Genomic DNA, 11,524 nt, shown 5'->3' on the forward strand with positions numbered 1-11,524 from the left:
TCAGTGAACCGTGTCGAGCGCGATGTCGATCGACAGATAGGTGATCAGCCGTTCGATCTGGCGCCAGCGCGCGAAATGGACGTGATTGCCAAGCACGCGATATTGCTCGGCGCGCGCGGCGGCGGCGAAACCGGCTTCCTCTCCATGCTCGCGGATCATCGCGTTCGCATCCTCGACGGCGCCGCGATCGGCGAGATAGGGTGATGGCAGATGCATGTCGTTCCCGGCCCTGTGTTCCGGTCTCGGCTCTAGACCGACCGTGTCACCGCGCCGTTCTCAACCGTAATGAACGCCGGGGTAAGGTTAATCCCGGCGACGCTCGGGTTAACCATCGGGTGGTGCCAATCGCCCCTTTGCCGTCGTCCCGTCGCCGTGTAAGACCGATCCCATGCGCAAAATCCTGAAATATGCCGCCATTGCCCTCGCCGTCCTGATCGTCGTCGGCGGGATCATATTATACGTGCTTTCACGCCCCGACGTGGCCCGCTTCTCGACCGCAGAGCTCAGCGGCCGCGTGCCCGTGATGGCGTCGCAGAATGCGCAGACCATCCCGACGATGAACGTGCCCGAGGCGACGAGCTGGCCCGCGGGTCAGGCGCCGCGCGCGGCGCAAGGCCTGAAGGTCGAGCGCTTTGCGGAGGGACTCGACCATCCGCGCTCGATGCTCGTGCTCCCGAACGGTGACGTCCTCGTCGCCGAAGCCGAGAGCCCGCCGCGCAAGGACGGTGGGATCGAGGGCAAGATCATGAAGTCGATGATGAGCAAGGCGGGCGCCGGCGGCGCGTCCGCGAACCGCATTACCCTGCTCCGCGACGCCGACGGTGACGGCGAGGCCGAGGTCAAGGCCGCCTACATCACCGGCCTCAACTCGCCCTATGGCATGGCGCTGGTCGGCAAGACGCTCTACGTCGCCAACACCGACGCGATCCTCGCTTTCCCTTATGTCGAGGGCGAGACGAAAATGAGCGGCAAGCCGGCGAAGCTCGTCGACCTGCCCGCAAAGGGCACCAACCGCCACTGGACCAAGAGCCTCGTCGCCGCGCCCAACGGTTGGCTTTACGTCGGCGTCGGCGCCGATTCGAACATCGGCGAGAAGGGCATGGGCAACGAGGTGCGACGCGCGAGCGTGCTCGAGGTGCGGCCCGAGAATAAATATATGCGGACCTTCGCGGCGGGTATCCGCAATCCGGTCGGCCTCGCCTTCTACCCCGGCAGCGAGCGGCTGTGGACGGTGGTCAACGAGCGCGACATGCTGGGTAGCGACCTTGTCCCGGACTATCTGACCGACGTAACCGAGGGCGATTTCTATGGCTGGCCCTGGTATTATTGGGGCGGCTTCATCGATCCGCGGGTGCCGCCGGAAGCCGAGGATCGCCGCCAATATGTGAAGCGCCCCGAATATGGGCTCGGCGCGCATGTCGCACCGTTGGGCTTCACCTTCACCGACAAGCTCGACCTTGGCGAGCGCTGGGCGAATGGCGCGCTGATCGCGCTGCACGGGTCTTGGAACCGCGAACCCGTCGCCGGGTACGACGTCGTGTTCGTCAAGTTCGGTGCCAATGGCAAGCCGGTGGACGCCCTGCCCGTCACCTTCCTCGACCAGTTCCTTGCCAAGGACGGCAAGACGACGCGCGGCCGGCCGGCCGACGTCAAGGTCGCGAAGGACGGCAGCGCCCTCGTCGCCGACGATACCGGCAATACGATCTGGCGGGTGTCGAAGGCGGGATAAAAAAGGCCCCGCGATCGCGGGGCCTCTTCTGGTATCGGTTTAGCGGCGGGCGTCAGACGCGCATCGGCATCAACACGTAAAGCGCCGGGCTCTTCTCGCTCTCGCGGATCAGCGTCGGGGCGTTGGCGTCGGCGAGGTGGAGTTCGACGCTGTCGCCGTCGACCTGCCCCAGGATGTCACTGAGATAGCGGGCGTTGAAGCCGATCTCCATCGGATCGCTATCGTAGCCTGCAGCCAGTTCTTCGGCGGCGGTGCCGTTCTCGGGGCTGGTCACCGAAAGGGTGATGCGATCCTTGTCGAGCCCGACCTTGACCGCGCGGGTCTTTTCGCTGGCGATCGTCGAGACGCGGTCGACGCCCTGGAACAGGCTCTTCGGATCGACCTTCAAAAGCTTGTCGTTCGCGGTCGGGATCACGCGGCTGTAGTCGGGGAAAGTCCCGTCGATCAGCTTCGATGTGAGGACGGCGTTGCCGAGCTGGAAACGGATCTTCGACGCCGACAGGCTGATCTCGACATTGCCCTCGGCTTCGTCGAGCAGCTTGCGGATTTCGCCGACGCATTTGCGCGGCACGATGACGTCGGGCATCGCCGCAGCGCCATCGGGGCGCGTCACCGTGTAGCGCGCGAGGCGGTGGCCGTCGGTCGCCGCAGCCTTCAACACCGGTCCCGTCGCATCCTCGGCGACGTGGAAGAAGATGCCGTTGAGGTAATAGCGCGTTTCCTCGGTCGAGATCGCGAAGCGCGTCTTGTCGATAATCTGGATGAGCTCGGCGACGGGCAATTCGAAGCTGGTCGGCAGATCACCCTCGGCGATCACCGGGAAGTCGTCGCGCGGCAAGGTCGGCAGGTTGAAGTTCGAGCGGCCGGCCTTGACCTGCATCTTGCCTTCGGCGGCGGCGAGGCTGACCTCCGCGCCCTCGGGCAGCTTGCGCGCGATTTCGAAGAGCGTGTGCGCCGACACGGTGGTCGTGCCCGGCGTTTCGACCTTTGCCGCGATGGTTTCGACGACCTGCAGGTCGAGATCGGTCGCCATCAGTTTCAATTGGCCGGTGCTGTCGGCCTCGATCAGCACGTTGGAGAGGATCGGAATCGTGTTCCGCCGTTCGACCACGGACTGGACGTGGCCAAGGCTTTTCAGAAGCACTGCGCGTTCGATCGTCGCTTTCATTCTAATTCGCCATCCCTGTAACGATAAGGGGAAAGTCCCTGAGAGAGTCCGGCGGAGCGGGCCATTCGCCCCGAATCCCGTCCCCCGAAAATGTCCACCTTCCTTAACGAACGCGTCGCGCCGCGCAAGCCATGCTTGCAAAGCATTTCCATTCGGGCAAACGGGGCGCAATGCGGCGGACAGCCTTCCTTTTCCTGATCGCGTCGGCGGTTCCGGCGATGGCCCTTGCCGCGCCGCGTACCGCTTTGGGAATTTTCGAGGGCTGGGGCGCGTTTCGCGAGTCCGCAATCCCGCGCTGCTACGCGATCGCGGCGCCATCGGCGACGATCGGACGCCCCGAGATCAAACCCTATGCCAGCGTCGGATATTGGCCGAAGTCGCGCATAAGGGGGCAATTCTATGTTCGCCTGTCGAAAGAGCGCGCGCCGGGACGCGAACTGCGCCTGAGCGTCGGAAGCCGCCGCTTCATCCTGACCGGCAACGGCCCACACGGCTGGGCGAGCGACGCGCGCATGGACGCGGCGATCATCGCGGCGATGCGATCGGCGCCGAGCATGAGCGTCGCCAGCAGCACCGCCACCGGCCGCGCGATCGCCGATACCTATCGCCTGCGCGGTGCCGCGACCGCGATCGATGCGGCGGCGCTGGGGTGCGCCAGCATCCGGTGAAGGCATTTCGAAAAATCGCGGATTCCTGCGCAACTTCACTCGCGATTCACGCTTCTCGAATGCGGCTATAGCGATCCCCGGCAAAAGCCGGGCGCCGAGACGCAAGGGCGGGGTGCGGGAGTATGGGCCCCGGCTTTCGCCCGGGATCGGCTTTCCGGAAACCCCCGGAAAACTGCGCAACTTCACTCGGAATCGCATGGGGCGCGCGGTTTCGCGCGCGAACGGCATCGGGAATGTTGCATGGCGCCGCATCGGTCGAAACGCTATGCCCGTCCGACAATGTAGGACAGCGATTTCTCTGCAGGATTTGCGCCATGAAAACCATCGGCCTGATCGGCGGTCTGAGCTGGGAAAGCTCGGCCGAATATTATCGCCTGCTCAATCGGGCCGTCCGCGACCGCCTCGGCGGGCTGCACGCCGCGAACATCGTCCTGCACTCGCTCGACTTCGCACCGATTGCCGCCCTGCAAGCGGAAGGCGACTGGCCGGCGCTCGACCGCGCGATGGTCGAAGCCGCCGCCGCTCTGGAACGCAGCGGCGCCGATTTGCTGCTGATCTGCTCGAATACGATGCACCGCTGCGCGGGCGCGATCGAGGCCGCATCGGCCCTTCCGCTGATCCACATTGCCGACCCGGTGACTGCCGCAATCAAGGCGGCGGGGCTCAGTCGCGTCGGCCTGCTCGGCACCGCCTTCACGATGGAACAGGATTTCTACAGGGGGCGGATGGCGAAGGCCGGGCTCGACGTGATCGTCCCCGACGAAGCCGGCCGCGCGGCGGTCCACCGGATCATCTACGACGAGCTTGTGCAGGGCGTGATCCGAGAGGAATCGCGCGGCGCGTACCGGCAAGTCATCGCCGCGCTCGTCGACCGCGGCGCCGAGGCGATCATCCTCGGCTGCACCGAAATCATGCTGCTGGTCGGACCGGAGGACAGCGCGGTGCCGCTGTTCGATACGCTCGCGCTCCATGTCGAGGCGGCGGTGGAACGGGCGCTGGAAGCCTAGGTTCGCCCCAGCTTCGTCAGTTCGGCCGCCAGAAAGTCCAGCACCAGCCGCACGCGCGGCACGTGGCGCAGGCGCTCGTGCGTCAGCAGCCACAGGCCGGTGGTGTCCTCGCGCTTGGGCGGGATGCAGCGGATAAGGTCGGGTTCGCGGTCGGCGAGGAAGGCGGGCAGGATGGTCAGCCCCATCCCCGAGCGCACCCCTGCGAGCAAGCCCGATGCGCTGTCATATTGCATCACGACCGACTCCTCGAGCCGGTATTGCTTGAGCCAGGCCTGATAGGGCTCCCAGACATAGCCGCCGCCGCCGATGAAGGGATGGGTCGCAAGCTGTTCGCGGCTGTGCGGAATACCGTGGAGGTCGGCATAGTCGCGACTGCAATAGACGGTCCACGGATTGTCGGCGATGCGGCGCCCGACGAGCCCCGCCCCGCTCGGCTGCTTGCTGCTGCGGATCGCGATGTCGGCGGCGCCCGAGGCGAGGTCGCGCGGCTCGTCGGAAGTGTCGAGATGGATGTGGATGCCGGGGTGCGCGGCGCGGAGGTCGCGCAGGATCGGCGGAAGCACGGTCACGGCGAAGATTTCCATCGTGGATACGCTGACCGTCCCGCCGGCATCGCGTGACTTCGCGCCGGCGGCTTCGCCGAAGCGGTCGGCGGCGTCGCGCACCGCGATCGCGCTCGCGAGCATCGCCTCGCCCACCGGGGTCAGCGCATAGCCCGCCTGCCGCCGCTCGAAGAGGTTGAGGCCGGTTGCCTCCTCCAGCGCCGCGATGCGCCGCGCGACGGTGGTCTGGCTGACGCGCAGCGCCTGCGCGGCGGACAAGGTGCTGCCGGTCTCCGCCACGGCCAGAAAGGCCTTAAGGTCATTCCAATCGTACATGATGCCTTGTGCGTCATAATCGCGCCCGCCTCATTCTGCAATTTTGCAGAATGGTCGCGCAACATCGTTGCTCCAATTGCACGCGGCGATGGATTATCTGGTTCTCCACCGGCTTCCTCCCCTCCTTCAGCCGGCCGATGGAGATAGAAGATGACAAAGACTCTGATCCTCGCCGCGTTGGCCGCAACCTCGCTGGTCCAGCCCGCTTTCGCCGAACCCGTAACCCAGACAGTGGTCGTCCAGCACAGCGACCTCGACCTCAACACCGCTGCCGGTGCGAAGACGCTGCAGCACCGTGTGTGGCGCGCCGTCGTCGCCGTGTGCGGCACGGCGTCGGACGCCGACGTGGTCGGCAAGAACGACATCCGCCAGTGCCGCCGCGACACGATGCAGGTCGCCTCGGCCAAGGCCGACCTCGCGATCGCCGGCGCTTCGCAGGGCGAACCACTGCGCGTCGCTTCGATCCGCAACTGAATTCAGACCCTATCGGCAGGCACTCCGCCGACACCTTTCGGGGCGGCGATCCCATCCGGATCGCGGCCCCGATTTTCGTTCGTCAGCCGCGGTCGTCGAACGCCTTGCGCGCCGCCTCGACGCGGTCGAGATTATCGCCCGCCCAGTGCCAGACGCCGCAAAAGGCCTCGCCAAGGCTGTGCCCGAGATCGGTCAGGCGATATTCGACCTTCGGCGGGATCACCGGATGAACGGTCCGTTCGACCAGACCGTCGCGTTCCATTGCGCGGAGCGTCTGCGTCAGCATCTTCTGGCTGATCCCCGGAACCAGCCGCGCGAGTTCGGTGAAGCGCAGCACCCCATTGTCCTCCAGCTCCTCGAGAACGAGCAGGGTCCATTTGTCGGCGACTCGGCCGATCAGTTCGTTGACGAGCATTTCGACGCGCGGATCGACCGGCGCGTTCGGATCGTGGACGATTTTTTCCTGGGTAGGCATGGCAGAAAATCCAAATCTCTCTTCTCGGTAACTATGGCACTTTCGGGTGCCTTCTTTCTTTTGGAGAGTGTAGAGATATCTGGGCCTTCTCACCACCCCCTCAGGAGAGAAACCATGAAGACCAGCGGCAACACCATTCTCGTCAGCGGCGGCGGCTCGGGCATCGGACTCGCGCTCGCGCAGCGCTGGCACGATGCGGGCAACACCGTGATCATAACCGGGCGCAACGCGGCGAAGCTCGAAAGCGCCGTCGCGGGACGCGCGAACATGCACGCGGCGCAGCTCGACGTCACCGACCCCGGTGCGATTCTGGCCTTCGCGGCCGACATCGTGGCGAAATTCCCGGCACTCAACGTCCTCGTCAACAATGCCGGCATCATGGGCTATGAGGATGCGACCGCGGCGCGCGACCTTTCGGCCGCCGAGGATACCGTCGTCACCAACCTGCTCGGCCCGATCCGGTTGATCGATGCGCTCGTCGGCCATCTGGCGGAGCAGGCGGACAGTGCGATCGTCAACGTCACCTCGGGTCTCGCCTTCGTTCCCTTCCCCAAGGCGCCGACCTATTCGGCGACCAAGGCGGCGCTGCACAGCTATACCCAGGCGCTACGCGTCCAGCTGGAAGGCAAGGTCGAACTGATCGAGCTGGCGCCGCCCGCGGTGCGCACCGACCTGACCCCCGGCCAGTCGACGCGCGAAGGCTATATGCCGCTCGACGACTTCGCCGACGAGGTGATGGCGCTGTTTGCCAAGAGCCCGACCCCGGAAGAAATCCTGGTGCAGAATGTGTTGCCGCTGCGCAACGCCGAGGCGAATGGCAGTGTGCCGCAGGTGCTGGCGATGCTGAAGTCGCTGTAGTGTGGCTCCCCTCCCGCTTGCGGGAGGGGTCGGGGGTGGGCAGCAACGTCTGACGGCCCACCCCGCTGCGACTAGCGAGCAAGCTCGCAAGCCTCGCTGCCCCTCCCGCTTGCGGGAGGGGACGAATCGCGCACAATTGCGCTCTTGGGCCTTCCCCACTATATGGCCGCGTATCATGCAGATTCCCGGCCATATCGACCCCGTCACGACGGGCACCGTTCCCTTGCGCGGCGGCAACCGTATCGACCTTGTCGGGCTGACCCGCGACGCGATCCGCGCCGAACTGGTCGAGGCCGGATTGGACGCGAAGGCCGCGAAGCTGCGCGCCAAGCAGATCTGGCACTGGATCTATCACCGCGGCGTCACCGATTTCGAGGCGATGACCGACATCGCGAAATCCATGCGCCCCTGGCTGACCGACCGTTATATCATCGGCCGGCCCACCGTGCGCGAGGCGCAGGTGTCGAACGACGGGACGCGCAAATGGCTGCTCGCCGCCGCCGACGGGCAGGAATATGAAATGGTGTTCATTCCCGATGCCGATCGCGGGACGCTCTGCGTGTCGAGCCAGGTGGGATGCACATTGAACTGCCGCTTCTGCCACACGGGGACGATGCGCCTTGTCCGCAACCTCGCCGCGGGCGAGATCGTGGGGCAGGTGCTGCTGGCGCGCGACGCGCTCGGCGAATGGCCGAAGGGGACGATGGCGTCGGCGCCCGAGACCGACGACGAGGATGACGACGCCGGCCATTACACGGCCGACGGGCGCATGCTCACCAACATCGTGATGATGGGCATGGGCGAACCGCTCTATAATTTCGACGAGGTCAAGGGCGCACTCAAGATCGTGATGGACGGCGACGGGCTGGCCCTGTCGAAGCGGCGCATCACCTTGTCGACGAGCGGCGTGGTGCCGATGATGGCGCGCGCGGGCGAAGAGATCGGGGTCAATCTGGCGGTCTCGCTCCACGCGGTGAACAAGGAAATCCGCGACGAGATCGTGCCGCTCAACCGCAAATATGGCATCGAGGAGTTGCTGCAGGCCTGCGCCGACTATCCGGGGGCGAACAATGCACGGCGCATCACCTTCGAATATGTGATGCTGAAGGACAAGAACGACAGCGACGAGGATGCGCGCGAGCTCGTCCGGCTGATCAAGCAGTACAAGCTGCCGGCGAAGGTGAACCTGATCCCCTTCAACCCCTGGCCCGGCGCGCCCTACGAATGTTCGACGCCCGAACGGGTGCGCAAATTCAGCAACCTCATCTTCGAGGCGGGCATCTCGGCACCGATCCGCACCCCGCGCGGGCGCGACATCATGGCGGCGTGCGGGCAGCTGAAGAGCGCCGCGACCAAGCCGACGCGCGCCGAACTCGACCGGATTGCCGAGGAAAAGCAGGCGGCGCTCGGCTAAGGCGTCGTCACGCCCATCGCGGTGTTGAGGCGGTCGCGTTCGCCGCAAGCGGTCGAATAGCCCTTGGTGCAGCCGAGATTGTAATAGTCGCGCGCCGAATAGAGATTGATCGTCGCGCCGACGCCATTTTCGTAATTATAGCCGAGATAGCCGCAGCCGCGCGCATTGTCCTGTTTGCACGCCGCGTCGGCAAGCAGGTAGGAGCGGTCGGGCTTGTCGGGCCTGATGCGGAAGCTGGCGTAGGCGCAGGCCTCGGCATGGCCGCGATAGCAAGCCTTTTCGTAAAGGCTGGTCGCGACCGCGAAGTCCTGCGTCTCGCCCTCGCCATTCTCGAACGCCTTGCCGAGTTCGAAGCAGGATGCGGCCGCCGAGTAGGTGAAATCCTTGTTACAGGCGGCGACCAGCATGGGATAGGTCGTGCTGGCGGCAACATAGTTCGCAAATTCCTCTCCGCCCGTGCCGAAGACCGGAGGCGGCGTCGCGGTGTCCGTGCCGCCCGAAGACGAACTGGTGCTGCTGGTACTCGTGCCGGTGATGTCGGTGCCATCGGTCCCCTCGCCGTCCTTGTCGGGACGCAGGATCATGACGAGCAGCGCGATCACCATCGCCGCGAACACGCCGATGAAAATCTTCGTCGCGGTGTCGAAGGTCGGGCCGGGATCGGGCTTCGGGTCCGGGATGGGGTCGGGCTTGGGGGTCGGATCGGGCTTCGGCAGGTCGCCGAAGAGGGACATTTTTCTCCTGTCCTGCTCGGCGAGTGCCGTCAGTTCGACCTGCGCGCGGCGTTTGACGCGATCATCGGGGTCCTCGCCAAGCGACTGGAGCGCCGCGAGCGCCGGACCGCGCTGCCGGTCACCGTTTCGCACGATCTCGGCGAGCGGGATGCAGGCCGCGGCGCGCGTCTCCCAGTTGCGGCTGGCGACGCGCTTGAGCATCGCGGGCGCAAGCGGGACTGCCCGCGGGACCGGGTTGCGCGCGATGACCATGTCGCCGTCGATCGCGTTGAGGCGCTTGGGCTCCTGCCCCGGCCCTTCGCGGTGGAGCGCGGTGCGGACATAGTCGAACAGTTCGTCGAGCGTGATGTTGCCGGTGCCGTTGACGTCGGCCGCCCCCGTCTCGATCCCCTCGATCAGATGGCGCGTGAAGCGCGACTGCATCCGCCCCTCGGCGGCGGCCTCGCTCGCGAGCTGGGTGCTCGACGCCGCAGTGATGATCGCGGTGCCGCGCCCGCCATTCTCGCCGAAATCCTCAGCGGTAATCGCCGCCGATCCCGATTTGAAGACATGCCCCTTGGCAAAGGCGCCGCTGTAGCAGGTGTCGATCAGCAGCACCTTCTGCTTCGCGCGGCTGCGCGCCGCCTGCTTCGACACGAAATGCGCGCCGATCGCGGTCGATGAAAGCAGGTCGCGATCGGTATCCTGTGCGAGGAAATAGAGGTCGCCGTCGGCGTCCTTGTCGCCATGCCCCGAGACGAAGAGCAGCAGCGTGTCGTCGGGGCCCGCCGACTGGAAATAGCGCTCGATGGCGACGCGCTGCGCCATCAGCCCGGCATCGGACAGCATCGTGACGTCATAGGGTCCGACATCGTCGCGGATCAGCAGCAGGCGTAGCCGCTCGGCATCGGGAACGGGCGATTTCAGGGCGGTGATCCGGCTGTCGGCATAGGTGCCGGTCGCAAGGATCAGCGCGCGCTTCACGGGGCGCGCCTATTTCGCTCGCGGCATGAAGTTGTTGAGCTTTTCGAGCACGTCCGCCGGCGCTTCGCCCGCGACGCTGACCTCGAAATATTTGCCCTCGGCATTCTTGCCCTTCAGCGTCAGCGTGGTTTCGGCGTCCTGCCGGTCGAGCCAGCGTTCGATCGCCGGGACCGCCCAGGACGACGCGAGCGCGCCGAGGCTGATCGCAACCTCGGCGGTCATCGCCCACTCGCCGGCCTTCGACCCCGGCGGCGCTTCGGCCGTGCCGAGACTCGCAGCGCCGGGCTCATGCTCGTTGAGTTCGGCGATCAGCGAGCGCGCAAGACGATCGCGCCCCTCTTCATCGAGGCCGCGACGATCATCGACAAGGATGTAAAGCAGATCCCTTTCCGCCATCGCCTTCCCCCGCGGGACCGACCCGCTCGGGTACCGATTAACTGCCACTTCGCACGGCGAGTCAAGACTCGGCCCATCATGCGAACGTGTGTTGCAAAATCAACACAGGTAAGAAAATTGTCATAATCTGAACGATACGTTCATTGCAGCGACAGGCGCGAGGGCCATTTAGGGCCCGGGCCGCGACCCAAAGGGCGTGGTCCTGATTAGCGTAAAGGAAAAGAAAATGAAGAAGTTCGCAGTTGCTGCCGCTCTCCTCTCGGCCGTCGTTGCCACCCCCGCTCTCGCTGCCGACGGCGGCGAAGCCCGCGTCGAAGTACGCGGCGGGTACATCAGCGGCAACGGCCTCGACGACGCCACCATCGGTGCCGCCGCCGGCTACGACCTCGACCTTGGCGACAAGGCTTTCCTCGGTGCCGAAGTCGCGGGCGACAAGGTCCTGAAGGACGGTTTCGACGTGCAGTTCTCGGCCGGCGGCCGTCTCGGCGCGAAGGTTGGCGCCGCTGGCAAGGCTTATGTCACCGGCGGTTACACCTTCAGCGACATCGACGACCCCTATGTCGGCGCGGGCTACCAGCACAAGCTGGGCCAGAACCTGTACGCCAAGGCCGAATATCGCCACCAGTTCATCGGCAACTTCGGCGACTTCGACAGCGTTGCGGTGGGCCTCGGCCTCGCGTTCTGATCCTTCGGAACAGCGATATCGCAAGGAAGGGGCGGCCTGCGGGTCGCCCCTTTTCTTTTGCTGGTGCGGATGGCG

General features: G+C 65.6%; 13 protein-coding genes. 7 read left to right on the forward strand and 6 right to left on the reverse strand.

Annotated elements, in window-relative coordinates; translation table 11 throughout:
- The gene (locus ATE64_RS09550) at window positions 1–216 is read right to left on the reverse strand and encodes a hypothetical protein (protein ID WP_156416493.1); all 216 of its coding nucleotides are present in this window, start codon (window positions 214–216) and stop codon (window positions 1–3) included.
- A gap of 172 nt (window positions 217–388) precedes the next feature.
- On the opposite strand from ATE64_RS09550, the gene ATE64_RS09555 reads away from it, so the two are divergent.
- On the forward strand, window positions 389–1,729 hold the full coding sequence (locus tag ATE64_RS09555) for a sorbosone dehydrogenase family protein (RefSeq protein WP_058455347.1): 1,341 nt from the start codon (window positions 389–391) through the stop codon (window positions 1,727–1,729).
- 52 nt (window positions 1,730–1,781) lie between these two features.
- Here ATE64_RS09555 and dnaN read toward each other — a convergent pair whose 3' ends face one another.
- Window positions 1,782–2,897 (reverse strand): DNA polymerase III subunit beta, encoded by a 1,116-nt coding sequence (dnaN, locus tag ATE64_RS09560; protein ID WP_058455348.1) that lies wholly within the window; start codon window positions 2,895–2,897, stop codon window positions 1,782–1,784.
- Window positions 2,898–3,067: 170 nt separating this feature from the next.
- Between dnaN and ATE64_RS09565 the strand changes: the two genes are divergently transcribed.
- Window positions 3,068–3,565 (forward strand): hypothetical protein, encoded by a 498-nt coding sequence (locus tag ATE64_RS09565; protein ID WP_058455516.1) that lies wholly within the window; start codon window positions 3,068–3,070, stop codon window positions 3,563–3,565.
- Between the two features lie 314 nt (window positions 3,566–3,879).
- Window positions 3,880–4,572 (forward strand): aspartate/glutamate racemase family protein, encoded by a 693-nt coding sequence (locus tag ATE64_RS09570; protein WP_058455349.1) that lies wholly within the window; start codon window positions 3,880–3,882, stop codon window positions 4,570–4,572.
- On the opposite strand, the gene ATE64_RS09575 is transcribed toward ATE64_RS09570, so the two are convergent.
- Window positions 4,569–5,450 (reverse strand): LysR family transcriptional regulator, encoded by an 882-nt coding sequence (locus tag ATE64_RS09575; RefSeq protein ID WP_058455350.1) that lies wholly within the window; start codon window positions 5,448–5,450, stop codon window positions 4,569–4,571. The genes ATE64_RS09570 and ATE64_RS09575 overlap by 4 nt on opposite strands.
- Window positions 5,451–5,600: 150 nt before the next feature.
- Between ATE64_RS09575 and ATE64_RS09580 the strand changes: the two genes are divergently transcribed.
- Window positions 5,601–5,924, forward strand: a complete 324-nt coding sequence (locus ATE64_RS09580) for a UrcA family protein (protein ID WP_058455351.1) — start codon at window positions 5,601–5,603, stop codon at window positions 5,922–5,924.
- An 82-nt stretch (window positions 5,925–6,006) separates the two neighbouring features.
- Here ATE64_RS09580 and ATE64_RS09585 read toward each other — a convergent pair whose 3' ends face one another.
- On the reverse strand, window positions 6,007–6,399 hold the full coding sequence (locus ATE64_RS09585) for a helix-turn-helix domain-containing protein (RefSeq protein WP_058455352.1): 393 nt from the start codon (window positions 6,397–6,399) through the stop codon (window positions 6,007–6,009).
- Window positions 6,400–6,513: 114 nt separating this feature from the next.
- Between ATE64_RS09585 and ATE64_RS09590 the strand changes: the two genes are divergently transcribed.
- Both ATE64_RS09590 and rlmN read left to right on the forward strand, forming a co-directional pair.
- A complete protein-coding gene (locus tag ATE64_RS09590) occupies window positions 6,514–7,257 on the forward strand; it encodes an SDR family oxidoreductase (RefSeq protein WP_058455353.1) in 744 nt (247 codons plus the stop codon).
- A 175-nt stretch (window positions 7,258–7,432) separates the two neighbouring features.
- Window positions 7,433–8,671, forward strand: a complete 1,239-nt coding sequence (rlmN, locus tag ATE64_RS09595; protein WP_058455354.1) for a 23S rRNA (adenine(2503)-C(2))-methyltransferase RlmN — start codon at window positions 7,433–7,435, stop codon at window positions 8,669–8,671.
- Here rlmN and ATE64_RS09600 read toward each other — a convergent pair.
- Together ATE64_RS09600 and ATE64_RS09605 are read right to left on the reverse strand one after the other, a co-directional pair.
- Window positions 8,668–10,368 carry a caspase family protein gene (locus ATE64_RS09600; RefSeq protein WP_058455355.1) on the reverse strand — a complete coding sequence of 567 codons (1,701 nt, stop codon included), beginning with the start codon at window positions 10,366–10,368 and terminating at the stop codon, window positions 8,668–8,670. The two genes, rlmN and ATE64_RS09600, sit on opposite strands and share 4 nt — an antisense overlap.
- Window positions 10,369–10,377: 9 nt before the next feature.
- Window positions 10,378–10,764 carry a hypothetical protein gene (locus ATE64_RS09605; protein ID WP_058455356.1) on the reverse strand — a complete coding sequence of 129 codons (387 nt, stop codon included), beginning with the start codon at window positions 10,762–10,764 and terminating at the stop codon, window positions 10,378–10,380.
- A 226-nt stretch (window positions 10,765–10,990) separates the two neighbouring features.
- Between ATE64_RS09605 and ATE64_RS09610 the strand changes: the two genes are divergently transcribed.
- On the forward strand, window positions 10,991–11,449 hold the full coding sequence (locus ATE64_RS09610) for an outer membrane beta-barrel protein (RefSeq protein WP_058455357.1): 459 nt from the start codon (window positions 10,991–10,993) through the stop codon (window positions 11,447–11,449).
- Window positions 11,450–11,524 lie beyond the last annotated feature (75 nt).

It is taken from the genome of Sphingopyxis sp. H073 (genome assembly GCF_001468395.1).
Taxonomy (GTDB): domain Bacteria; phylum Pseudomonadota; class Alphaproteobacteria; order Sphingomonadales; family Sphingomonadaceae; genus Sphingopyxis.